General features: G+C 69.3%; 18 protein-coding genes. 5 read left to right on the forward strand and 13 right to left on the reverse strand.

From position 1 onward, the window contains the following. Nucleotides 1-47: 47 nt before the first annotated feature. Complete coding sequence (locus PUT80_RS13040; RefSeq protein WP_275292088.1) at nucleotides 48-1,523, forward strand: NAD(P)/FAD-dependent oxidoreductase; 1,476 nt, start codon at nucleotides 48-50, stop codon at nucleotides 1,521-1,523. On the opposite strand, the gene PUT80_RS13045 is transcribed toward PUT80_RS13040, so the two are convergent. After that, nucleotides 1,495-2,982: a glycosyl hydrolase family 18 protein gene (locus tag PUT80_RS13045; protein WP_275292089.1), complete on the reverse strand. Its 1,488-nt coding sequence runs from the start codon at nucleotides 2,980-2,982 to the stop codon at nucleotides 1,495-1,497. The genes PUT80_RS13040 and PUT80_RS13045 overlap by 29 nt on opposite strands. 126 nt (nucleotides 2,983-3,108) lie before the next feature. Between PUT80_RS13045 and PUT80_RS13050 the strand changes: the two genes are divergently transcribed. Then, entirely contained in the window at nucleotides 3,109-5,532 is a 2,424-nt protein-coding gene (locus PUT80_RS13050) for a Tex family protein (protein WP_275292090.1), read from the forward strand. Between the two features lie 55 nt (nucleotides 5,533-5,587). Here the strand turns inward: PUT80_RS13050 and PUT80_RS13055 are convergent, their stop codons facing one another. Next, on the reverse strand, nucleotides 5,588-7,315 hold the full coding sequence (locus tag PUT80_RS13055) for an acyl-CoA dehydrogenase (RefSeq protein WP_275292091.1): 1,728 nt from the start codon (nucleotides 7,313-7,315) through the stop codon (nucleotides 5,588-5,590). A 12-nt stretch (nucleotides 7,316-7,327) separates the two neighbouring features. Next, entirely contained in the window at nucleotides 7,328-8,656 is a 1,329-nt protein-coding gene (locus PUT80_RS13060) for a serine hydrolase domain-containing protein (protein ID WP_275292092.1), read from the reverse strand. Between the two features lie 278 nt (nucleotides 8,657-8,934). On the opposite strand from PUT80_RS13060, the gene PUT80_RS13065 reads away from it, so the two are divergent. Further along, entirely contained in the window at nucleotides 8,935-10,467 is a 1,533-nt protein-coding gene (locus tag PUT80_RS13065) for a DEAD/DEAH box helicase (protein WP_275292093.1), read from the forward strand. A 59-nt stretch (nucleotides 10,468-10,526) separates the two neighbouring features. Here the strand turns inward: PUT80_RS13065 and PUT80_RS13070 are convergent, their stop codons facing one another. Together PUT80_RS13070 and PUT80_RS13075 are read right to left on the reverse strand one after the other, a co-directional pair. Then, a complete protein-coding gene (locus tag PUT80_RS13070; RefSeq protein ID WP_275292094.1) occupies nucleotides 10,527-11,243 on the reverse strand; it encodes a hypothetical protein in 717 nt (238 codons plus the stop codon). Next, nucleotides 11,240-11,650 carry a hypothetical protein gene (locus PUT80_RS13075; protein WP_275292095.1) on the reverse strand — a complete coding sequence of 137 codons (411 nt, stop codon included), beginning with the start codon at nucleotides 11,648-11,650 and terminating at the stop codon, nucleotides 11,240-11,242. The genes PUT80_RS13070 and PUT80_RS13075 overlap by 4 nt, the downstream gene beginning before the upstream one ends. 70 nt (nucleotides 11,651-11,720) lie before the next feature. Between PUT80_RS13075 and PUT80_RS13080 the strand changes: the two genes are divergently transcribed. Then, nucleotides 11,721-11,936, forward strand: a complete 216-nt coding sequence (locus tag PUT80_RS13080; RefSeq protein WP_037811949.1) for a cold shock domain-containing protein — start codon at nucleotides 11,721-11,723, stop codon at nucleotides 11,934-11,936. On the opposite strand, the gene PUT80_RS13085 is transcribed toward PUT80_RS13080, so the two are convergent. The 7 genes from PUT80_RS13085 to PUT80_RS13115 all read right to left on the reverse strand — a co-directional run bounded on the left by PUT80_RS13085 (nucleotide 11,937) and on the right by PUT80_RS13115 (nucleotide 18,930). Beyond that, nucleotides 11,937-12,926 (reverse strand): YdcF family protein, encoded by a 990-nt coding sequence (locus PUT80_RS13085; protein WP_275292096.1) that lies wholly within the window; start codon nucleotides 12,924-12,926, stop codon nucleotides 11,937-11,939. It lies immediately after the preceding gene. A gap of 47 nt (nucleotides 12,927-12,973) precedes the next feature. Continuing rightward, a complete protein-coding gene (locus PUT80_RS13090; protein ID WP_037811952.1) occupies nucleotides 12,974-13,858 on the reverse strand; it encodes an ABC transporter permease in 885 nt (294 codons plus the stop codon). Then, nucleotides 13,845-14,621: an ABC transporter ATP-binding protein gene (locus PUT80_RS13095; RefSeq protein WP_037811954.1), complete on the reverse strand. Its 777-nt coding sequence runs from the start codon at nucleotides 14,619-14,621 to the stop codon at nucleotides 13,845-13,847. The genes PUT80_RS13090 and PUT80_RS13095 overlap by 14 nt, the downstream gene beginning before the upstream one ends. 25 nt (nucleotides 14,622-14,646) lie before the next feature. Next, nucleotides 14,647-15,702 carry an ABC transporter substrate-binding protein gene (locus PUT80_RS13100; protein WP_275292098.1) on the reverse strand — a complete coding sequence of 352 codons (1,056 nt, stop codon included), beginning with the start codon at nucleotides 15,700-15,702 and terminating at the stop codon, nucleotides 14,647-14,649. Nucleotides 15,703-15,816: 114 nt separating this feature from the next. After that, on the reverse strand, nucleotides 15,817-16,842 hold the full coding sequence (locus tag PUT80_RS13105; RefSeq protein WP_275292099.1) for an S-adenosylmethionine:tRNA ribosyltransferase-isomerase: 1,026 nt from the start codon (nucleotides 16,840-16,842) through the stop codon (nucleotides 15,817-15,819). After that, nucleotides 16,839-17,513: an SDR family NAD(P)-dependent oxidoreductase gene (locus PUT80_RS13110; protein WP_275292100.1), complete on the reverse strand. Its 675-nt coding sequence runs from the start codon at nucleotides 17,511-17,513 to the stop codon at nucleotides 16,839-16,841. The genes PUT80_RS13105 and PUT80_RS13110 overlap by 4 nt, the downstream gene beginning before the upstream one ends. A 43-nt stretch (nucleotides 17,514-17,556) precedes the next feature. Further along, on the reverse strand, nucleotides 17,557-18,930 hold the full coding sequence (locus tag PUT80_RS13115) for a cytosine permease (protein WP_238607971.1): 1,374 nt from the start codon (nucleotides 18,928-18,930) through the stop codon (nucleotides 17,557-17,559). Nucleotides 18,931-19,031: 101 nt separating this feature from the next. Here PUT80_RS13115 and PUT80_RS13120 point away from each other — a divergent pair, with 101 nt between their 5' ends. Continuing rightward, nucleotides 19,032-20,252: an MFS transporter gene (locus PUT80_RS13120; protein ID WP_275292101.1), complete on the forward strand. Its 1,221-nt coding sequence runs from the start codon at nucleotides 19,032-19,034 to the stop codon at nucleotides 20,250-20,252. 54 nt (nucleotides 20,253-20,306) lie between these two features. Here PUT80_RS13120 and PUT80_RS13125 read toward each other — a convergent pair whose 3' ends face one another. Further along, nucleotides 20,307-22,286, reverse strand: coding sequence for a S53 family peptidase (locus PUT80_RS13125; RefSeq protein ID WP_037811964.1), 1,980 nt, complete (start codon nucleotides 22,284-22,286; stop codon nucleotides 20,307-20,309). Nucleotides 22,287-22,518 lie beyond the last annotated feature (232 nt).

The raw sequence follows: 22,518 nt of genomic DNA on the forward strand, positions 1-22,518 counted from the left end.
GCCGTTCGTGCCTTCCGCACCGGCGGCCGCCTGCGTAACTTCGGCCTATGGACGACACCCCGTCGGTGCTGATCGTCGGCACCGGGTTCGGCGGAATCGGCGCCGCGATCGAGCTGAAGCGCGCCGGTTTCCCGAACGTCACGATCCTCGAGCGGGCGGCCGAACCGGGCGGCGTGTGGCGCGAGAACACCTACCCCGGCGCGGCCTGCGACATCCCGTCGCCGCTGTATTCGTTCTCCTTCGAGCCCAATCCGGACTGGCCGAAGCGGTACGCGATGCAGCCGGACATCCACGCCTACCTCAAGCGCGTGATCGCGAAATACGGCATCGAACCGCACATCCGGTACGGCCGCGAGGTCACGTCCGCGACCTACGACAACGGCCGCTGGCGCGTCGAGACCGCACAGGGCGAAACCTTCGAGGCGGACGTCTTCGTGCCCGCCGTCGGCCAGCTTTCCCGGCCCGCCTTGCCGTCGATCCCCGGCCGCGAAACCTTCGCGGGAGCGGCCTTCCACTCCGCGGAGTGGAATCACGAAATCCCGTTGGCGGGCAAGCGGATCGCGGTGATCGGCACCGGTGCGAGCGCGATCCAGTTCGTGCCGGAGATCCGCAAGGAAGCCGCGCACGTCACGGTCTTCCAGCGCACGCCGCCCTACATCATGGCCAAGAACGACGGCCGCTACAAAGCCTGGCAGAAGCGGCTTTTCCGCCGCCTGCCGAAGACGCAGCTGTTCGGCCGCGCGCGGATCTTCCTGCTCGCCGAGTACGCGACCTACGGCATGACGCGGCACCCGGTGCTGACCAAGGCCTTCGAACTGCGCACCGCTCAACTGCGCCGCCGTCATCTCAAGGACCGCACGTTGCGCCGCAAGGTCAAGCCGGACTATCCGCTGGGCTGCAAGCGGATCTTGTTCACCAACGACTACCTGCCCGCGCTCGCCCAGCCGAACGTGTCGGTCGAAACGTCCTCGATCAAGGAGATCACCCCGCGCGGCGTGCGCACCGCGGACGGCGTCGAGCACGAGGCGGACGTGCTGATCTACGGCACCGGGTTCAAGGCGACGGAATTCCTCGGCCCGATGAAGGTGTTCGGCCGCGACGGACGGTCGCTGGCCGAGGCGTGGAGCGGCGGCGCGCGGGCGTACCTCGGCATGACGGTGCCGGGATTCCCGAACCTGTTCTGCGTCTACGGCCCCAACACGAACCTCGGCGCGGGTTCGATCATCTACATGATCGAACGGCAAGCCCGTTACCTCCGCCAGGCCGTCGAGCACCTCGCCCGGCCGGGCGTGGCGTCGCTGGAGGTGCGCGCCGAGGTCGAGGAGCGCTACGACCGCGAGGTGCAGGCGCGGCTCTCGCACAGCGTCTGGAGCGGGTGCACCAGCTGGTACCGGCAGGAGAACGGCCGGGTGAGCACCAACTGGCCCGGGCTGGTCACCGAATACGACCGCCGGACCAGGGCACTCGACCCGGCCGACTACCTGGTGCGTTCGATCAGGGCAGGTTCTTCAGGCCCGCGCTGACCGTGGTGGCGAAGGAGTAGCCGTTCGACGCGTCCCAGTTGATGGACCAGGTCATCGCGCCGCGGAACTCCGGATACGTCGCCGAGGGCTTGAACGAAGCGCAGCCGGTGCCCTTGGCCATGCAGTTCATCGCCGACACGACGTTCGACGGCGACTGGTACCCGCCGCCCGCCGCCGAGCCCGAGGACGGCAGCCCGAACGCGACCTGGTCGGCCCGCAGTCCGCCCTGCAGCTGGATGCACGAGAGCGCGGTGAGGAAGTCGACGGTGCCCTGGGAGTAGACGTTCCCGTTGCAGCCGTTCATCGCGCCCGAGTTGTAGTACTGCATGTTGACGACGGTGAGGATGTCCTTGACGTTCAGCGCCAGCTGGAAGTAGCCGCCCTGGGTGGACTGCATGTCGATCGTCTGCGGCGCCATGGTGATCACCGAGCCGCCGCCGCCGTGGATGCTGCGCAGCGCCTGCCCCATGTAGGTGGCGTTGATGCCGTTCTCCAGGTCGATGTCGACGCCGTCGAAGCCGTAGGTCGAGATCAGCTGCTTCACCGAGTTGGCGAAGTTGCTCGCCGACTGGCTGTCGCCGACGCTGATCGTGCCCTTCTCGCCGCCGACCGAGATGATCACCTTCTGGCCGCGCGCCTGCACAGTCTTGATGTCCGCGCGGAACTGCGCGTCGGTGTAGCCGCCGAGTTTCGACGACAACGCCGGGTCGAGCGTGAAGCTCACCGCGCCGGGCGTCGTGGTGGCGTCGGCGAAGGCGATCGCGATGACGTTGTACGTCGTGGGCACGTCAGCGAGTTTCAGGGTCTTCGCGCCGTTGTCGAAGTTCTGCCAGTAGCCGGTGAGGATGTGCTTCGGCAGGTCGCCGTTGTGCGGCGGAGTGCTGGTCGTGGTGGTCGTCGGCGGAGTGGTCGGGGTCGTGGGCGTCGTCGGCGAAGTGGAGGTCGTGGGCGGGGTGCCCGGGCCGTCGAGGCTGACGTCGTCGGCGAGGTAGGCGGGCTGGCCGTACCAGCCGTGCAGGTACACCGTGAGGCTCGTGGACGAGCCGGTGGTGAAGCTCAGGCTGAGCTGCTGCCAGCCGGTCGCTCCGGGCGTCCAGGTGTTCTGCACGGCCGAACCGGAGACGCCGAGGTAGACGTAGCTGCCCTGGACCCACGCGGACAGCTTGTACGCGGTGTTGGGCTGCACGGTGACCTGCTGGGAGCACTGCCCGGTGTCGGAACCGGAGGGCGCCGCGCTCAGCGAGTGGCTGCCGTCGTGTGCCTGGGTCGAGACGACCGACGAGGTGCCGGTGCAGGTCCAGCCGGAGAGCGAGCCGCTCTCGAAGCCGGGATTGGCGAGGATGTTCGCGGCCGACGCGCTGGTGGTGCCGAGGGCCAGCGTGACTCCGAGCGCGAGCGCGACCGAGGCCAGCAGGGACACCAGGGCAGGCAGCCGCCGGGGGGACGGGTGTGGGGACACGGGCAGACCTCCGCAGGGGCAGTGAGCCAGATCACCTCAAAATGGACTAGACCAATACAGATGTCAAGGAACTTCCGGAGGTGCTTCGGCGGGCCATCCGCACCGGGCCGGGCGGGCAGCGGCACAATGCAGGCTCGGAGCAACCCGAGACGAAGCAGGAGCCTGGTTTTGAGCGTGCAGTCGGTCGAGCAGCGGATCGCCGAAGAGCTGGGGGTGCGCGAAGGGCAGGTCAAGGCCGCCGTGACCCTCCTCGACGAGGGGTCCACGGTGCCGTTCATCGCCCGGTACCGCAAGGAAGTCACCGGAGAGCTGGACGACGCGCAGCTGCGCACGCTCGAGGAGCGGCTGCGCTACCTGCGCGAGCTCGACGAGCGCCGCGCCGCGGTCCTGGAGTCCATCCGGAGCCAGGGCAAGCTGGACGAGGCGCTCGAGGCGCAGATCCTCGCCGCGGACACGAAGTCGCGGCTGGAGGACATCTACCTGCCCTACAAGCCGAAGCGGCGCACCAAGGCGCAGATCGCCCGTGAGGCCGGCCTGGAGCCGCTGGCCGACGGCCTGCTGAACGACCCGTCGACCGATCCGCAGGCGGCCGCCGCGGTGTTCGTCGACGCGGACAAGGGCGTCGCGGACGCGCAGGCCGCCCTCGACGGCGCGCGCGCCATCCTGGTCGAGCGCTTCGCCGAGGACGCCGACCTGATCGGCGAGCTGCGCGAGAAGATGTGGACCGAGGGCCACCTGGCGTCGAAGGTCCGCGCGGGCAAGGAGACCGACGGGGCCAAGTTCTCCGACTACTTCGACTTCTCCGAGCCCTACACGAAGCTCCCCTCGCACCGGATCCTCGCGATGCTCCGCGGCGAGAAGGAAGAGATCCTCGACCTGTCGATGGAGCCTTCCGAACCGGTCGCCGAGGACGCCCCGCCGCGCGTCGGCCCGACCGAGTACGAGCAGCTCATCGCCGCCCGGTTCGGCATCAGCCAGCAGGACCGTCCGGCCGACAAGTGGCTCGGCGACACCGTGCGCTGGGCTTGGCGCACGAAGATCCTCCTGCACCTGGGCATCGACCTGCGGATGCGGCTGCGCCAGTCGGCCGAGGACGACGCCGTGCGCGTGTTCGCCGCGAACCTGCGCGACCTGCTGCTGGCCGCCCCGGCGGGCACCCGCGCGACGATGGGCCTCGACCCGGGCTTCCGCACCGGCGTCAAGGTGGCCGTGGTCGACGCGACCGGCAAGGTCGTCGACACCCACGTCATCTACCCGCACCAGCCGGCGAACAAGTGGGACCAGTCGATCGCGGAGCTGGCCGTGCTGGCCGGGAAGCACAACGTCGACCTGATCTCGATCGGCAACGGCACCGCCTCCCGCGAGACCGACAAGCTGGCGATCGAGCTGATCAAGAAGCACCCGGAGCTGAAGCTCACCAAGGCCGTGGTCTCCGAGGCGGGCGCGTCGGTGTACTCGGCTTCGGCGTTCGCTTCGCAGGAACTGCCGGGCATGGACGTCTCGCTGCGCGGCGCGGTCTCGATCGCGCGCCGGCTGCAGGACCCGCTGGCCGAACTCGTGAAGATCGACCCGAAGTCGATCGGCGTCGGCCAGTACCAGCACGACCTGTCCGAGGTGTCGCTGTCGCGTTCGCTGGACGCGGTGGTCGAAGACTGCGTGAACGCGGTCGGCGTGGACGTGAACACCGCGTCCGCCCCGCTGCTGACCCGGGTTTCGGGCATCACGACCTCGCTCGCGGAGAACATCGTGGCGCACCGCGACTCCAACGGCCCGTTCCGCTCGCGGACCGCGCTCAAGGACGTCGCGCGGCTCGGCCCGAAGGCGTTCGAACAGTGCGCGGGCTTCCTCCGGATCCCGGACGGCGACGACCCGCTCGACGCGTCCTCGGTGCACCCGGAGGCGTACCCGGTGGTGCGGCGGATCCTCGACCGCACCGGCACCGGCATCCGCGAGCTGATCGGCAACGCCCGGACCCTGCAGGCGCTGAAGCCCACGGAGTTCGTCGACGACACCTTCGGGCTCCCGACGGTCACCGACATCCTGTCCGAGCTGGAGAAGCCGGGCCGCGACCCGCGTCCGGCGTTCAAGACCGCGACCTTCGCCGAGGGCGTCGAGAAGATCGGCGACCTCAAGCCGGGCATGCGTCTGGAGGGCGTGGTGACGAACGTGGCCGCGTTCGGCGCGTTCATCGACGTCGGGGTGCACCAGGACGGTCTCGCGCACGTTTCGGCGCTGTCGAAGAACTTCGTGAAGGACCCGCGCGACGTCGTGAAGCCGGGCGACATCGTCAAGGTGAAGGTGCTGGACGTCGACGTGCCGCGCAAGCGGATCTCGCTGACGCTGCGCCTGGACGACGAGCCCGGCGCGGGCAACAACCGCGGCGGTGGCGGCGGACGTGATCGCGGCCAGGGCGGCGGTGGCGGCGGTCAGGGCGGCGGCGGTCAGCGCCGGAACCAGCCGCAGCAGCGCGGCGGCGGCCGGGATCGTCGTGACTCCGGGGGCGGCGGCGCGATGGCGGACGCGCTGCGGCGCGCCGGATTCGGCAAGTAGCTCAACGGAAAACGGCCTCCCGAACTGCTCGGGAGGCCGTTTTCGTTGTCTTGGCTCAGGGATTCATCTCGTACGCGCCGGAAAGCTCGCGCACCTTTTCCCACACGCGACCGAACCGCTCGACATCCACGACCGGCTTCCGCAACCCGGCCAGTGCGAGTTCCTGCTGCTTCTCCGTGGAGCTCGACTTGCCGTGCAGATCGACCGCGGCGACGCTGAAGTCCTGCACCAGCACCGCGAACAGCTGGTCCAGCACATCGTCTGACACGCCGGTCAGCTCAGCCTGCTCCAGGATCAGCTGCCCGTACACGACGAGCGTGAACAGTTCGGTCAGTGCGAGGCCGAAGTCCAGGTCTTTCTGCTGCGCCTCGTCCGGCGTCGCTTCGGAAAGCAGCCGCACCAGCACGCCTGCCTGCTCGGTGAAGCGGGCGACGTTCGGCAGGTGCTTCGCGTTCTCGTACGCCGGTTTCCAGTCGTGGAACCGGATCTTCGACAGCCCGCGCGCCGGGCCTTGGCGGAACAGGAAGTCGTCGTCGGAGGCGTCGTCGCGGGTCGGCACCGCCGGGTACTCCTGCGGCGCGAACAGGTACGCGGGCATGAACTTCGCGATCAGCGCGAGGTTCACCGCGACCGTGCCCTCCAGCTTGGGCAGGCCGTCGATGTCGTTCTTGGCCATCGCGAGGTAGGTGTCGGCCTCGAAACCCTTGGCCGCCACGACATCCGCGACCAGCCCGATCACCTTCTGCGCCTCGGTGGTCACCTTCATCTTGGTGATCGGGTTGTACAGCAGGTAGCGGCGGTCCTGCTGGTTCGCCGAGCGGAAGTAGTCGATCGCGCGGTCGGAGAACAGCTTCATCCCGGTCAGCCGCGCGTACGCCTCGACGAATTCGCGGCGCACGTGCGGGAAATCGGTGACCGGGTTGCCGTACAGGATCCGGTTCTGCGCGTGCGTGATCCCCTCGTACAGCGAATGCGTCGCCATCCCGATGCCGCCGAAGCACAGGTTGAACTTGCCGATGTTGACCGTGTTCAACGCGGCGCTGAAGGCTTCCGCTCCGGTGTGGAGGATGTCCTCGGCGCGCACCGGGTAGTCCTCGAGCCGGAACTCCGCGACGTACATCTGCGACGGCACGATGTTCTTCACGACGTGGTAGTTCGGGTGCTCGGAATCGGCGTAGAAGAACACGTACTGCTCGGGTCCTTCGACGCCGTCGATCCGGCCGAACACCGAAACGGTGCGCGCGCAGTTCCCGTTGCCGATGTAGTACTTCGACCCGTTCGCGCGGTAGCCGCCCTCGCCGTCCGGGGTGAGCACGAGGTCGGACGAGTAGATGTCCGCGCCGTGCTCCTTTTCGGACAGTCCGAACGCGCCGACGCCGCCCTCGGCGAGCGCCTCCGCGGCACGCTTGCGCGCGGCCGCGTTCCCGCTCTGCCACACCGGTCCGAGGCCAAGGACGGTGACCTGGAACGGGTACCAGTAGTTGAGGCCGTAGAAGCCGAGGATTTCCGCCAGCGCGGCGATCCGGCTGGTGTCCCAGCGCTTGTCCGGGTCGCCCGCGGAATCCGCGGCCGGGGTGAGGAACGTGGCGAACAGGCCTTCCTTGCCCGCGAACTCCAGGAAGTCGGCGTAGAACTCGCGGTCGTGGTACGCCTGCGCGAGACGGCGTTTGCCGCGCGCTTCGAACCAGTCGATCGTCGCCCGCAGCAGCCGCTGGGTCTCCGGGTCGAACTTCCGGGCGTCGTAGTCGCGCGGGTTCAGCAGCGCTGTCGCCGTTTCGCTCATCGCATCTCCAGGTCAGCCGATATTACTGCCCGGTAACTTTAGCGCGGTGCGGCCGCCGAACTCCACCGCGTCCACCCGGCCGTGGCCGTCGCGCCGGAAACGGGCGCTCGGCCTGCTGGTGTCGGAGGCGCGGGCGAGCACGTCGTCGTCGACGAAGACGACCTCGAACGGCGGCGCGGAGAGGATGTCCGGATCCTCGGTGTCGAGGATCATCTGCGCCCAGAGCGAGCCGTCGCGTTCGGTGATTTCGAAGATGAGCGAGCCGGTCCGATACCGTCCAGGGCAGTCGCCCGGGTCGACTGCCCGGGTCGGACGACCGCCCGGTTTCGGCAGGTCAGCCACGTTCTCCAGGCACCAGTCGACGATCCGCGGGCCGAGCGTGCCGCCGCCCGCGCTGTTGGTGAGGACGGTGACCGCGAGGTTCTCGCTCGGCACCATCACGAACTCCGACAGCTGCAGGTTGCTGATGTTGCCGCCGTGCCGCACCACCTGGGCGTCGCCGTGGCTCAGCCGCAGCCAGGACAGCCCGACCTCCTCGAACGGCAGCGCGCCCGTGCGCTGCGCGGCGTGCATGAGGCGGCGGGTCTCGTCGCTCAGCACGTCCGCGCCGGTCAGCTGGAATCGAGCCCATTTCAGCTGGTCGCGGGCGGTCGACCAGAGGCCGCCGGCCGCGGCTTCGGCCCGCGAGATGCCGACAGTGTGCGCGACCGCCGGGCCGTCCTCGCGCAGCGCGTGCCCGACCGCGTGCCGCCGGGTCAGCACCTCCCAGGGCTGGAAGTACGAGTCGGTCATCCCGAGCGGTTCGAGCAGCCGGGTGCGGACCAGGTCCTCGTAAGTGCCGCCGGACACCGCCTCGGCGACGCGGCCGGCCAACAGGAAGCCGGCGTTGCAGTAGGAGAACACCTCGCCGACCGGGAACACCTGCGGCAGTTCGGCGAACTGCTCCACGGCGCGGGCGAGCGCGTCGTCGCCCCATCCGGTGTCGACCTCGATGTCGCCGAGGAAGCCGGACGAATGCGTGAGGAGGTGGCGCAGCGTCACCGTCTTGGTGGCGAGCGGGTCGGCGAGCCTCAGCTCCGGGAGGTATTCGACCACCGGCCGGTCCAGTTCGAGCACGCCGTCCTCGACCAGCACGAGCACCGCGGCGGCAGCGAACGTCTTGCTGGTGGAGCCGATCATGAACAGGGTGCCGTCGTCGACCGGCGCACCCGTGTCCACACTGGACACTCCCGCGGTCAGCAGGGTTTCCGTGCCCTCGTGGAAAATTCCGGCCGAGACGCCGGGAACTTTCGCTTCTCGCGCCCATTCCGCCAGCAGTCCCCGGAGTTCGTCTGTGCTCATGCGGCCAGCCTCGCACCCGCGTGTGCGGCGGCGATGGTGGAAACGGACGAACATCGCGTGCCCGCTTCGTCGGTTCGCGCGTGGCGGCCTGCGGGCGATATCACGTAGCCCGCTGGATCTTGGGACGGTATAGTGGGCGATGCGGTCCGCTCAGTTCTGCCTCGGACCGCGTTTCACTGTTGTCGACGACCACGCGCCGCAGCCACCCGAGGCCGCGCCGGGCAGGACAACCGCGCTACGTACGGAGATACGGGACGCCGTCGCGTCCGCACCAACCCATGACGACTTTCACCGAACTCGGCCTGCCCAAGACTCTTGTCGACGCGCTCGCCGCACAGGGCGTCACCGAGCCCTTCCCGATCCAGGCCGCCACGCTCCCGCACACGCTCGCGGGCCGTGACGTGCTCGGCCGCGGCCGCACCGGCTCCGGCAAGACCTACGGCTTCGTGCTGCCCGTGCTGGCCCGCCTCGCCGCCGGGCCCACGCGGCGCCGCCCCGGCCGTCCGCGGGCGCTGATCCTCGCCCCGACGCGCGAACTGGCCACCCAGATCGAGGCCGCGATCGTGCCGCTGGCGCGCCCGCTCGGCCTCAAGGCCACCACGATCTTCGGCGGCGTGAGCGCGAACCCGCAGATCACCCGCCTGCGCGACGGCGTCGACATCGTCGTCGCCTGCCCCGGCCGGCTCGCCGACCACATGCGCTCCGGCGAAGCGAAGCTGGACAAAATCGAGATCACCGTCCTCGACGAGGCCGACCACATGGCCGACCTGGGCTTCCTGCCCGAGGTCCGCCGCATCATGGCGGCCACCCCCGAGCGCGGCCAGCGCCTGCTGTTCTCCGCGACCCTCGACAACGGCATCGACGTGCTCGCGAAGCGCTTCATGAACGACCCGATGCTGCACAGCGTCGACTCGGCGCAGTCCCCGGTCTCGACGATGACGCACCACGTGCTGCACCTCGAGGAAACCCACCGCCTGCCGGTACTGGTCGACCTGACCGCGGCTCCCGGCCGCACCCTGGTCTTCACCCGCACGAAGCACCGCGCGAAGGCCCTCACCCGCAAACTCGTCGCGAGCGGCGTCCCCGCGGTCGAACTGCACGGCAACCTCGGCCAGAACGCGCGCACGCGCAACCTGGAAGCGTTCTCGTCCGGCACCGCGAAAACCCTGGTGGCCACCGACATCGCCGCCCGCGGCATCCACGTGGACGACGTCACGCTGGTGATCCACGCCGACCCGCCGGTCGAGCACAAGGCGTACCTGCACCGCTCCGGCCGCACCGCCCGGGCGGGCGCGTCGGGCACCGTGGTGACGCTGATGACCGATGAGCAGGTCTCGGACGTCCGTGCGCTGACCCGCAAGGCCGGGATCTCGCCGACCACCACGCGGATCTCGCCGACGCATCCGCTGCTGGCCGAACTCGCCCCTGGGGACCGCTCGTTCACCGCTTCGCCGCGTCGCCCCGTGGTGGACAACCGCCCGAAGACGGTCACCGCGTCGGGTGCCGCACCGGGCACCGGCCGCCGCCGCGGCGCCCCCTCGGAAAACCGAGGCGGACTCGGCGCGCGGACTGGTTCGCAGCCCCGCCGCTCCGGCGGCCGCGGCGGACCTCGACAGGGCGGCGAGGCCCGTTCCACGGAACGGCAGCCAGGCCAGGCCCGCCGGGAAGACCAGCGCCGCGGTACGGGTGCCGGTCGCCGCGGCGCGGAGGGCGCTGGGCGTCGCGCTGCTGGCGCCGACCGTCGCGGATCGGGCCAGCCGCCGCGAAACCGCCGCAACGGCTCGAGCGGACGGCGTCAGTCAGACTCCTGAGTTGTGCACTGGGCGGGTCGGAGATCAGGTCTCCGGCCCGCTTTGCTGTGCGGAGGAAATCAGGCGAACCAGTCGCCGATGTCCTTCCACTGGAACGCTTCTTTCCAGGAGTCGTCGTCGGCAAGCCATCCCACGATGGCGGCGGCGACCTTGTCCCGCGAGACAGTCAGCGTCTGGTAATGACTGGTCGGCTTCCCGTCCCGGTATTCCAGCTGGTACACGCCGTTGTCGCGAAGCCACACCTGAATAAAGACGTTGTCCGGATCGGCGTCGCTGGCCACGACTGCGTTCCCATCCCGTGCCATCGCTTCCAACACAGCGACGACGTTGTCCTCGGCCACGCCTTTCACCTGGACGCCGTTGGACGCCCGTAACGTCGCCTTCACCCGCACCGGCCCGGGATCCGCCCAGAATTCCTTGATTTCGTCCGTAATGCCGTAATCCTGCGGAATTTCCAACGACAAAGCGTACAGATAATCCTCCGCACGAATGCGGCGACGCTCCTCCTCCGACAACTCCGGCAGCTTCTTCCGCCGAGCCCGCGCCAATTTCCGCGGCTTCCCGTCGTGCACGCACACCGCGCCGATCGCCAACGCCTTGCAGAACATCATTCCCGCGCCGGAAGGCGTCGACGGGCCGTTGTGCGAGACCCAGCCAGCGATGCAGCCCAGCCGAAGCAGTTCGTCGTCGGTACACGAAACGACCCACTCCGCCGCGGTGTCCTCGCCGTACTCGATAAGGTATCGTCGAATAAAGCCTCTTGTTGCCGAGATCATGCACGCCCCGGACGCCGCGCCTGCTGCCAGAACGCCTTGAATTCCTCGGTCACCCCGTAGAAATTGCCTTTTGCCGCCAAGTCACGCGAACTCGGAGAACCGGAAAAAGACAGTTTCAGAGCTTCCTCCCTGGACAGCTCCGGAAGCTTCCGCCTCCGGGACCTGGCGAGCTTCCTGGGATGCCCGTCATGCACGAAAACCGCGGCGATCGAGGAGGCAGCCACCGGCGTGAACCCAGCCTCGGGCAGACAGCCGGACGGGTCCGACAGAAGCCAGTCCGCGACGCCGCACACCCGATGGAAGTCGTCGTCATCGCATCCGGAAACCCACTCGGCCACCGCCTCTTCGCCGTACTCGGCCAACCCTCTGGCAACCAGGGCCCGACTCGTCGAAAACATGCCGCCCATCCTGCCCGAAGAAGATCGCCGTGCCGTAATTCCCTGTGCGGCACGGCGGTCCTTGCCTAAGCTGGCCGTCGTGGAACATCTCGGGAAGGTCGTGCGCTGGGAAGTCGACGAGGGCTGGGGCATCCTCGAATCGGCGGCCGTCGACGGGCCGATCTGGGCGCATTACTCGATGATCGAGGCCGAGGGGTTCCGGTTCCTGACCGCGGGCGACCAGGTGCGGTTCACCGTCGAACGGGCCGAGCAGGACGGCTGCCACTGGCGTGCGATCCAGGTGCGCGCCGTCTGATCAGCTCATCAGGTACAGCAAAAACGGCCCCACGCCCAAGAACAGCAACGCCGCCGCGTTCGTCTTCCGGTACTCCAGCAGCAGTGCGACGAACTCCCGCAAGAACGCGCTCGGCACGAAATACGACGCCGTCTTCGCGCCGATCACGTTGAGCCGCAATCCCAGCTGCCGCGCCAGTACCGCGGTCCGGAACACGTGGTAGTTGTTCGTCACCGCCAGGATCGGCCCGGAAAACCCCCGCTGCGCAAGCAAAGCGACGCTGAATCGCAGGTTTTCGCTCGTGGTCGTCGCCCGGTCTTCCAGCACGATCTGCTCCGCCGGGACCTCCGCCGCGAGGAGGTACCGCGCCATCGCGTCCGCTTCCGACGTCAGTTCGTCCGCGCCCTGCCCGCCGGACACCACCAGTAACGCGCCCGGCGACCGCTGCTGCACCTGCACCGCGCGGTCGAGCCTGCTGGCCAGCAGCGGCGGCACTCGGTCGCCCTGCAGCCCGGAGCCGAGGACGACTACGGCTCCGGCACTGGCGCGGCGGGTGACCCGGCTGTAGAGGATCGAGTACAGCAGCAGGGCCGTGAACAGGAACGCCAGATAACCGGTCACGAGCAGCACCGCCATCGCGGCCACGCGCAGCAGCGGCTGATCGTCGAAGACTAGCGAGCTCACCGCGAGAGCGAACACCGCGAGCAGACCGAGCCCGGCCAGCAGCGACAACAGGTTCGCGAGCCGCCGTCCTTCCCGGCGCAGCATTACGACGCCGTTCGCGATCAGTGCCCACGGCAGTGCCAGAGCGCCGAGCCCGCCGACGAGCGCCACCACCACGATGATCGCGACCTGCGCCCATTCGACGTGGTTGAAAAACGACAGCAGCCACAATCCGGTGAAGCCGAGCGCGATCAGGAACCACACCGCGTTGCCGACCCGCCGCGGCTCGCGCGCGAACCGTACGACGAACACGAGCGCGGAAGCCAGCGCGAACAGCCCGGAAGTCATGGTCCAGCATTCTGTCTGGCACCCGCGAGCGGCGCTCGGGCAGGTACTCAGAGTGACGCCGTCAGGCCCCGCGCGCGCAGCACCGACCGTTCCAGCGGGCGGAACACGATCAGCTCGATCGCCACTCCGACGAACAGAATCAGGAAAATCGCCGCGATCACCTTGGGCATCGAGTTGTACGACGACCCGTCGTTGAGATACGTCCCCAGCCCGACGCCGAGGCTCGGCGAGCGCGCGATCAGTTCCGCGGCCATCAGCGAACGCCACGAGAACGCCCAGCCCTGCTTGAGCCCGGCCAGGAACCCGGGCAGCGCGGCGGGCAGCAGGATGTGCCGGGCCGCGGCGAGGCGGCCGGCGCCCATCACCTTGCCGACGCGCGGCAGGATCGGCGGGATCTGGTCGATGCCGGACACGAGGCCGTTCGCGATCGACGGGACCGAGCCCAGCAGCACGACGAAGTAGATCGCCGCGTCGTTGATGCCGAACCAGATCACCGCGGCGGGCACCCACGCCACCGACGGCAGGCTCTGCAACCCGCTCAGCAACGGGCCGATCGCGGCGCGCACCACGCGGACCTTCGCCACCAGGATGCCCAGCGGCGTGCCGAGCACGACCCCGGCGGCGAAACCCAAAGCGGCGCGGTGCACGGAGGTCCAGATGAAGCCGAAGACCGAACCGTCGGTGACCGTGCTCCAGAACTCGGCCCAGACGTCCAGCGGCGCGGGCAGCGTGGTCTCCGGCCAGAACGCGGCGGCCCACAGGATCTGCCAGAGGATCACCAGCAGCACGAGCGCGCCGACGGGCGGCAGGAATCCGCGCACGAACCGGCGGCGCAGCGAAGCCGGCCGCGCGCCGGTGGGGGTGTCGAGCCGGTCCAGGCCGGCGCCGACGGCTTCGTCGAGCTCGGGGGCCGCCTGATCAGGCTGCGGCATGGGTGCTGATCACCTTTCGCAGATCGGCCGTGATCTCCTCGGCCAGCAGTTCGGCGTCGGCGGACGGCACGTCGTCCCACTCGCGGACCACGCGGCCCGGTCGCGACGACAGCAGCACCACGCGCTGTCCGAGCCGGACCGCCTCGCGCACGTCGTGGGTCACGAACAGCACCGACGTACCGGTGCTGCGCCACACCCGCAGCAACTCGCTCTGCAGCACGTCGCGGGTGATCGCGTCGAGCGCCGCGAACGGTTCGTCCATGAGCAGCAGCGCGTTGCCGTCGTCACCGCCGACGCGGTGGGTCGCGGCCAGCGCACGGGCCAGCGCGACCCGCTGCCGCATCCCGCCGGACAGCTCGTGCGGACGCTTGCGTGCCGCGTCGCTCAGCCGTACCAGGTCCAGCAGCTCAGCAGCCTTTTCCCGACGCTCGGAACGGCCGAAGCCAGCGAGCCGCAGCGGCAGTTCCACGTTCCGGGACGCGGTCAGCCACGGCATCAGCGCGGCCTCCTGGAACATCACCGCGGGCCGTGAGGTGGTGAGAGTGATCTCGCCGGCGGACGGCTGGTCGAGGCCCGCGACGAGGTTCAGCAGCGTGCTCTTGCCGCAGCCGGACGCCCCGAGCAGGCAGACGAACTCGCCCGGTTCGACGGTGAGGTCGACCCCGTCGAGCGCGGTCACGGCGTTGCCGGCGGAGCCGAACACCTTGCCCACGCGGTCGAGGTGGACGGCGGCGGTCACTGGCCGGGCCAGCGTGGTGGTCATCGCGGATCGCCTTCCGGTCGGGACGTCACTTGGCCAGTTCGGGCGCGTTGACGGCGGGCAGCTGCTGCGCCTTGAGTGCCTCGTTGAGCGGGCCGAAGTCGGCGAACCCCTTGAGGTCCACCACCTGGTCGACCACGCCCGCGGTCACCGAGTCCTTGGCCAGCTGCGGGAACTGCGCGGGCACCGGGTCGGTGGTCAGTTCGATGTTCGCGAACGCGCGGTCGAGCACGGCCGGGCTGAGCGAGCTGCCGGACAGCTCCTTGAGCGCTCCGTTGACCACGGTCTTCGCCTCAGCCGGGTTCTTCTTCGCCCAGTCGATCGCCTGCAGCTCGCCCTTCAGCAGCGCGCGCACGGTGTCCGGGTGCTGCTTGAGGAATTCGCTGCGCACGATCGCGACGGTCGTCGGGAACCGGCCTTGCGGCCACAGCGACTTCTCGTCGACCAGCACCTTCGCGCCCGCGTCGGCGATCAGCCGCGACGACCACGGTTCGGGCAGCCAGCCGCCGTCGACCTCGCCCTTGCGGAACGCGTCGAGCGTCTTCGGGTTGTCCAGGTTGGTCACGTTGACCTGGCCGGTCAGGTGCTTCTCGGCGAGGAACTTCTTGAGCGCGACGTCCTGGGTGTTGGCCAGCTGCGGCGTCGCGATCGTCTTGCCCTTGAGCTGGTCGACCGAGGCGATCCCGGGCTTGACCACCAGCTGCGCGCCGCCGGTGACCGCGCCGGACACCAGCTGGATCGCGCCCTTGGACTTGGTGAAGGCGTTGATCGCCGGCCCGGAGCCGATGAACGCGACGTCGAGCGAACCGCCGAGCAGCGCGTTCACTTCGGACGGACCGGCGTTGAACGTCTGTGTCGTGAGCTTGGTGCCGCCGAGGTTCTGCGCGAAGAAGTTCTTCTTGACCCCGATCAGCGCGGGCGTGTGCGTCACGTTCGGGAAGAAGCCGACGCGCACCTCCCCGGCGGCGCCCTGGTTGGTCGCGGCCTCGGTGCGGTCCGCGCGGGTGCACCCAGCGAGCGCCCCGAGCACCGTCACAGCGGCGAGTGCGGAAGCGAGCAATCGGGTTCGCGGAAATGTACGCACAAATGGCCCTTTCGCGGTCAGCGGAACGGGGCGAGAATGACACGTTCACCCGCGAGACTGCATATGCATCCGCATCCCGGGAAATTGTGCGGGATTACTTGACAGGCCTGGGCCTCACCTGCTTGTCAGGAGCGAGACATCGCCGAACTCGTGCCACAGATACTCCCGTCGCACCGCCGCGTCGTAAGCCCGCTGCACCAGCTCCGGACCCACCACCGCTTCGAGAAGCAGCAGGTGGGAAGCCTCCGGCGCGTGCAGGCCGGTGAGCAAACCGTCGACCGCGCGTGCCGGCCGGTCCGGGCCGAGAACCAGTTCGGTCCAGCCCGCAGCCGCGGTGACGAGTCCGCCGGGATTCGCGGCGGATTCGATCGCGCGCACCGCCGTTGTCCCTACTGCGATAACGCGTCCACCCTGGTCACGCACCCAATTGACCAACGCCGCAGTCGTGGCCGGAACGCGAAATCGCTCACCGTACGGCGGTTCCCCGGCTTCCGGCGACGAGACGCCGGTGTGCAACAAGATCGGTGCGAACAGCACACCGCGCGAGACGAGTTGTGTGACCAATTCCGCAGTGAACGGCCGCGCCGCACTCGGCATCTCCGCCGAACCCGGATCGAGCGCGAACACCGTCTGGTAATTCGGCAACGGCCACGCGCGCGGAACATAGCCGTAGCGGATCGGCCGCCCGACCTTCCCGAGATACCGCGGGACCTCGCCTTCTACTTCGATCTTCGCGCGCCACAACCGTTGTGCCCCGGCGACGTGCGGCTCGCACAACGTGACAACGGCGCCAGCGGGCAGCCTGAGCCGCTCCCCCGCGCATCCGTCGAGGAGCGGGCCGCCGGGAGCGCGAAGCTCGACCACCCAGGTGCCGTCATCCAGCTCAGTGGAGAAATGGACGGTGATGACGTGGTCGTCCCGGACGGCGTCGACCGCGGCGGCCAGCGTGCCGGAAGTGTTGACCAACAGCAGATCGCCGGGATTCAAGAACGCTGCCAGATCACGGAAAACGGCATGCTGCACGCCTTCCGGACCGGCAGCGAGCAGCCGCACTTCGTCCCGGGCGAGGCCGCGCGCTTCGGGCGGTGCGGACGCGCTGCGGTCCTCGGCCAGGTCGAACCGGGTGCGCGGTGCGGTCATGACTGCACCTGCAGATCCGCTGCCCGGAAGCGGCCGCTCGCCGGACGTTCCTCCAGCAGCCGCAGGAAAGCCGGTACCGCGGTCTCCGGCAGCGGCCGGTCCGAGATGTCCTCGCCGGGGAATGCGGCCTGGTGCATGGCGGTGCGCAGATCCCCAGGATCGACGGAATACACCGCGATGTCCGGGTTTTCCACGCCCAGCACCGCGCTCACGTGGTCCAACGCGGCCTTCGCCGCCCCGTAGCCGCCCCAGCCCTCATACGCCTCCACGGCGGCGTCGGAGCTGATGTTCACCAGCACTCCCTTTGCCGCGGCGAGCGCAGGCAACAGCAGCCGGGCGAGCGCGAGCGGCGCGAAAACGTTGGTGCGGAAGACAGTTTCCAGCTCGTCCGGCGGATACTCGGCCAGCGGCGGCAGCGGGCTGACGCCGAGCGTGCTGGCGTTGTTGACGAGCAGGTCGAGCCGGGATCCGGCGGCTTCGGCGAGCTGGGCGCGGTGCGCGGGATCGGTGACGTCGCCGGGCACCGGGGTGAACCCGAGGTCTGCGGCGGCCGCACGCAGCGTCCCCGGGTCGCGTCCGGTGCCCAGCACTGTCCAATCGCGACGGACGAGAGCCGAGGCGAGCGCCCGGCCCAGACCGGCGGAAGCGCCGGTGACAACAGCTACTGGCATGGTCCCTCCAGAAGTAGGCACCTGCCAGCGTGCGACCTCTACCTTACTGGAGGTCAACCGGTCGGCGGCCGCGGAGCGCCAGATACGCCACAAGCGAAACCACGAACCCGGCGTAGTAGGCCAGATCCGCCCCGTGCAGCGCCGCGGCGACCGGTCCGGTGTAGACAGTCGTGTTCATGAACGGCACCGCCGCCGCGAAGCCCACCACGAACGCCACCAGCGCGGCCCAGCTGCGAACCGGTCGTCGCAGCTCAGCCAGCACGTCGACCTCGCGGCCGCGACGGGTGCGCCGCAGCCAGTCCGGCACGACGACACCGAGGAACGGCGGGATCCAGTAACTCACCACCAGCAGCACGTTCTGGAATTTCGCCGCCAGATCGCCGCTGTGCATCCAGAGGATCAACGCGAACGCCAGCACCGTCACGACCACCGCGGACACCGGACGACGCACCCGCACGCCGACAGTCTGCAACGCGAGCGAGCCGCTGTAGTCGTTCATCGCGTTGGACGACACCGCCGCCAGCGCGATCACCAGCAGCGCCACCGCACCCAGCACGCCGCCGCCGAGCAGCGTCGACACCCCGGCGGCGGTCTGGTCGCCCAACGCTGTGCCGAGGGCGAGACCGATGCCTTCGCCGATCGCGTACGACGCGGTCAGTCCGAGCAGCGTGTACCAAAAGACGCCGCTCGACCGGGTCGTGGCGGGCAGGTAACGGCTGAAATCCGACGCATAAGGAGCCCACGAAATTGCGAGGCTGAGCGTAATGGTGGAAAACAGCACGACAGCTCCGGCGAAATCGCCGCCGGTCGCGGAATCGGCGAACGTGATCGGGTGATCAAGCACCACCTTTACCGCGAGCGCGACAAATGCGACAACCAGCACCACACTCATCACGGCCTGGACCCGGTGGATCACCGCGTAACCGAACACGCCGAGCGTGCACTGCAACACCAGCACCACCAGCACCGCCGCCCAGAACGGCAGCCCGGTCAGCTGCGCCAGCGCCTCGCCGCCGAACAGCCCGACCAGCGCGTCCCACGCGATCGAGCCGAGCCATTGCACCAGGCCCGGCAGCACGACGCCGCGGCCGAAGGGGAGCCGCGCGAGCGGCAGCTGCCCGGTTCCGGTGCGCGGCCCCCAGGTGGACAGCCACGCGACCGGCAGCGAACCGAGCACGGTGCCGATCAGCGCGATGACGAACCCGGTGGTGAAACCGAGCCCGAGCGTCGCGCCGAGGGTGCCGGTGAAGACCGCGGTCATGGTGAGGTTCGGGGCGAACCACACGCCCGCGAGCCGCCACGGCCGCCCGAACCGGTTCGCGTGCGGGATCGGGGTGATTCCGTGCGTTTCGATCGCGAAATCCCCTGCTCCAGACGGCATTCGGCCCCCGAAGACCTCGGCGTCGATCCCGCTCATTTCGTGCCCTTTCTCCCGGCTGACCCGTGAGTCTGAACCGGAGTACCCGGCCGCGCCAATACTCTGTGGCGTTCCCGACCCGTTCTCGCCAAGATCGCGGGGTGGGGGAAAGACCGCGCACTCCGCTGCGCCATCGCGCATTCGCCGTTTTCTACCTCGGACGACTGGTCTCGCTGCTGGGCAGCGCCATGACCCCGGTCGCGCTGGCGTTCGCGGTGCTGGGCAGCAGCCGCAGCCCGACCGACCTCGGCGTCGTGCTCGCCGCCGGGATCGTGCCGCGGCTCGCGTTCCTGCTCGTCGGCGGCGCGGTCGGCGACCGGTTCCCGCGCAACCGCGTGCTGCGGCTGTCGAACCTCGGCGCGGGCGCGGCGCAACTGGTCGCCGCGGCCATCCTGCTCACCGGGAATTACTCGCTGGCCGCCCTCGCCGGCACCGAGTTCCTCGGCGGGGTCTGCACCGCGTTCACCACGCCGGTGCTGCGCGGGATCGTGCCGCAGATCGTCCCGGCGGAATCGCTGCGCCAGGCGAACTCGCTGCTGGCCACCGGGCGGAACCTCACCAAGGTGGCCGGTCCGGCCGTCGCCGGGGTCCTGGTCAGCACGGTCGGCGGCGGCTGGGCGATCGCCGCCGACGGGGTGTCGTTCGTGCTCGCCGCCTTGCTCTACCAGGCGATCACGCTGCCCCCGGCGGAGCACTCCGAGCCGGACAGCGTCTTGCACAGTGTGCGAACCGGCTGGCGGCAGTTCTGGCGGATCCCGTGGCTGTGGCGGGTGGTCAGCGCCTTCACCGTCTACAACATCGTGTTCACCGGCGGCTGGCTGGTGCTCGGGCCGGGAATCGCGCAGGACACGATCGGCGCGGCCGGATGGGGCGTGGTGCTGAGTGTGCGCGCGGTGGGCGCACTGCTGTCGGGCCTGGTGATGTACCGGCTCGCACCGCGCCGGCTGCTGCCGCTGGGGCTGGCGAGTGCGGCGCTGACCGTGCTGCCGCTGCTCGCGCTCGGCCTGCACGCGGGGTTCGCGGTGCTGGCGGGGTCGACCTTCGCCGCCGGGTTCTGCGCGGGCGTCATGGGCGTCGCCTGGGACACGACGATGCAGGAGAACATCCCCGGGCATCTGCTGTCGCGGATGGCCGCCTTCGACGATTTCGGTTCCTACGCGGGCATCCCCCTCGGCGAACTGCTGGCCGGACCGCTCGGCGCGGCGTTCGGCGCGCCGCAGGTGGTGCTGGTCGGCGGGATCGTCATCGCCGTCGCCGCGCTGTCCCCGCTGCGCTCGCCCGCGGTCCGCGCGCTGCGGCATCCGCCGGTCCGCGTGCCGTGAACGCAAGGAAGGGCCTGCCAGGGAATCCCGGCAGGCCCTTCCTTCACCCCTCGGTCACACCAGCAACAGGAACGCCACTCCGTTGGGCGAGCCGAGGCCCGTCACGTCGTCGTAGCCCTTGGTCGTGTGGATCGTCAGGTTCGGGTAGTCGAGCACCCGGGCGGAGGTCTTCAGCCCCTCCGTGGCGTCGACCCCGTTGGCGAAGTCCACGCGCTGCACCGCGCCGTCGACGTGCTGCACGTCGTGGATCGCCGACGTGCGCGACGTCAGCTGGTACAGCACCGGGTTGATGAACCCGTGGTGGTAGTGGTCGAGGCTGTCGGCCACCGCCATCACGCCCGCGAACACCGGCGACGCGAGGCTCGTGCCGCCGATCCGGTACTGGTCGTAGTAGACGCCGTCCGGGAAGGTCTGCGTCTGGCCGACCAGGAAGCCGGTGTTGGGGTCGGCGATCGCGGAGATGTCCGGGACGACCCGGCCCTTCGCGCCGCCGGTCTGGTTCTTCGTGGACAGCGCGTCCGGCACGATTCCCTTCTGGTAGAAGGGCTGGCCGAACAGCCGGCTGGTGCCGCCGCCCGCGCCGCCGTTGAACGCGCCCGGGAACGCCGGGGCGTACGTGCCGTCGGTCAGCGTCGACTTGCCGGTCTCCCAGCCGGTCTCGAAGATCCGCTTGCCGTCCTTGCCGACCGCCAGCGACGTGCCGCCGACCGCGGTCACCCACGGAGCCGAGGCGGAGAAGTCCGGCGACGGCGTGCCGAGGCGCGCGACCTCGTCGCCGTTGTCGCCGGAGGAGAAGTACACGCCGATGCCCTCGAGCACCGCCTGCAGCGAGATGTGGTTGAACACCTTGACCTCGGCGGCCGGGATGTCCTCGCCGGTGTCGCCGTAGGAGTTGGAGATGATGTCGGCCTTGTGGCCCGCGACGACGTAGTTCAGCGCGGTGTCGAGCGACAGGTCCTCGCAGTCCTGCCCGCCGACGTACAGGATGTTCGCGCCCGGCGCGAGCCCGTGCGCGGCCTCGACGTCCAGGGTTTCCTCGCCGTACCAGCCGGAAGCGTCGCACTGGTCCGGCGGCTCGAGCACCGGGTTCGGCGGGAAGATGTGCTGCTTGAACTGCTGCTGGGTAAGCGGGTGCGCCGGGTCGTTGCGCTTGGCGTACTCCGAGGCGTCGGCGTAGATCGTCGGCGACGCGAAGGCGTCCACGATGGCGATCGTGGTGCCGCGGCCGTCCGCACCGAACTTCGCGACCTGGTCCAGCCCGTAGGCCGAACGCAACTGCGCGGGCGTGTAGCCGCACGGCGCGTACGGAAGCTGCTTGCCGTTGTACGCCGGGTCGGTCGTGTCGGTCTTCTCGCCGTAGTAGGCGCTGCACGGACCAGAATTGCGGAACCCGTTGCTTGGCGGCGCGGTCGACGGGCTGGCCTGTGCCCGGGACTGCTTCTTCGCGGTCGGGTCCGCACCGTCGGTGTGGTCCGGCTTGAAGAGGTTCGTCGCCTGGTCGACGCCGACGACGCCGAGCACGTCGTTCGCCAGCGAAGCCGGAACGGACAGGTCCTTGTCCGCCGCCCGCAACGTCTGCCCCTTGACCTGGTACTTGCCCAGGGTCACGGCGAACGCGCGCTGCACCTGATCGGCGGTACCGGTCGCCTCGACGTACGCCCGGTTGGACGGCACCTCGCCGATGCCGAATCCGCTTGCGGACAGCCAGTTCTTCACGGCGGACACAGTCTGGTCGGTAGCCGCGAACCGGTCCCGCACCTGGTCCGGCGACAGGTAATGCCGGTAGTTGCGACTGTTCGGATCGGACACCGACTGAGCGGCGGCCTCGGCCGCGCCCTGGTCCTTGAGGTTCAAGTAAACCCGAAAGTCCATAGTGGACGACCCAGCCGTGTCGGCCACCTTGGACTGCGGATTGGCCCAAACCGGATGCGATTGCGGAATGTCCGCCCGCCCCTGAGCCGACGCCACGGCAGGCGAAGCGGCTAAACCGCCCACCACCGCAAGCGAAAGAAACATGGTGACGCTTCTACGCACAGCAACTCCCTCGTGTTGCGCGGCCCCTCGACCCCCGCCTGCCGCCGGAACGAGATTAGGACTGCCCGGCCCGCCAGGGAAGCGTCCGGCTCCCCGGTGCGGAACCGTTATCTGCTCCCCTCATCGCGACCAAAGGGACAACTGCAACCAAAGTCCGTTTCATCCGCACTGTCCACAGCGGAATGTCCAGAAATCAGAAGAATGCCCGTTCCCCCACAACCCCCTCCCAGCA

The organism is Amycolatopsis sp. La24, from assembly GCF_029087445.1.
GTDB classification, from domain to species: domain Bacteria; phylum Actinomycetota; class Actinomycetes; order Mycobacteriales; family Pseudonocardiaceae; genus Amycolatopsis; species Amycolatopsis nivea.

Excerpts from the sequence above, each read along its gene's own strand:
- PUT80_RS13055 (WP_275292091.1), bottom strand. The coding sequence starts at position 7,315 with ATGAGCGAAACGGCGACAGCGCTGCTGAACCCGCGCGACTACGACGCC.
- PUT80_RS13110 (WP_275292100.1), bottom strand. The coding sequence starts at position 17,513 with ATGCCAGTAGCTGTTGTCACCGGCGCTTCCGCCGGTCTGGGCCGGGCG.
- PUT80_RS13050 (WP_275292090.1), top strand. The coding sequence starts at position 3,109 with ATGCAGGCTCGGAGCAACCCGAGACGAAGCAGGAGCCTGGTTTTGAGC.
- PUT80_RS13075 (WP_275292095.1), bottom strand. The coding sequence starts at position 11,650 with ATGGGCGGCATGTTTTCGACGAGTCGGGCCCTGGTTGCCAGAGGGTTG.
- PUT80_RS13085 (WP_275292096.1), bottom strand. The coding sequence starts at position 12,926 with ATGACTTCCGGGCTGTTCGCGCTGGCTTCCGCGCTCGTGTTCGTCGTA.
- PUT80_RS13115 (WP_238607971.1), bottom strand. The coding sequence starts at position 18,930 with ATGAGCGGGATCGACGCCGAGGTCTTCGGGGGCCGAATGCCGTCTGGA.
- PUT80_RS13105 (WP_275292099.1), bottom strand. The coding sequence starts at position 16,842 with ATGACCGCACCGCGCACCCGGTTCGACCTGGCCGAGGACCGCAGCGCG.
- PUT80_RS13070 (WP_275292094.1), bottom strand. The coding sequence starts at position 11,243 with ATGATCTCGGCAACAAGAGGCTTTATTCGACGATACCTTATCGAGTAC.
- PUT80_RS13060 (WP_275292092.1), bottom strand. The coding sequence starts at position 8,656 with ATGAGCACAGACGAACTCCGGGGACTGCTGGCGGAATGGGCGCGAGAA.
- PUT80_RS13065 (WP_275292093.1), top strand. The coding sequence starts at position 8,935 with ATGACGACTTTCACCGAACTCGGCCTGCCCAAGACTCTTGTCGACGCG.
- PUT80_RS13090 (WP_037811952.1), bottom strand. The coding sequence starts at position 13,858 with ATGCCGCAGCCTGATCAGGCGGCCCCCGAGCTCGACGAAGCCGTCGGC.
- PUT80_RS13040 (WP_275292088.1), top strand. The coding sequence starts at position 48 with ATGGACGACACCCCGTCGGTGCTGATCGTCGGCACCGGGTTCGGCGGA.
- PUT80_RS13095 (WP_037811954.1), bottom strand. The coding sequence starts at position 14,621 with ATGACCACCACGCTGGCCCGGCCAGTGACCGCCGCCGTCCACCTCGAC.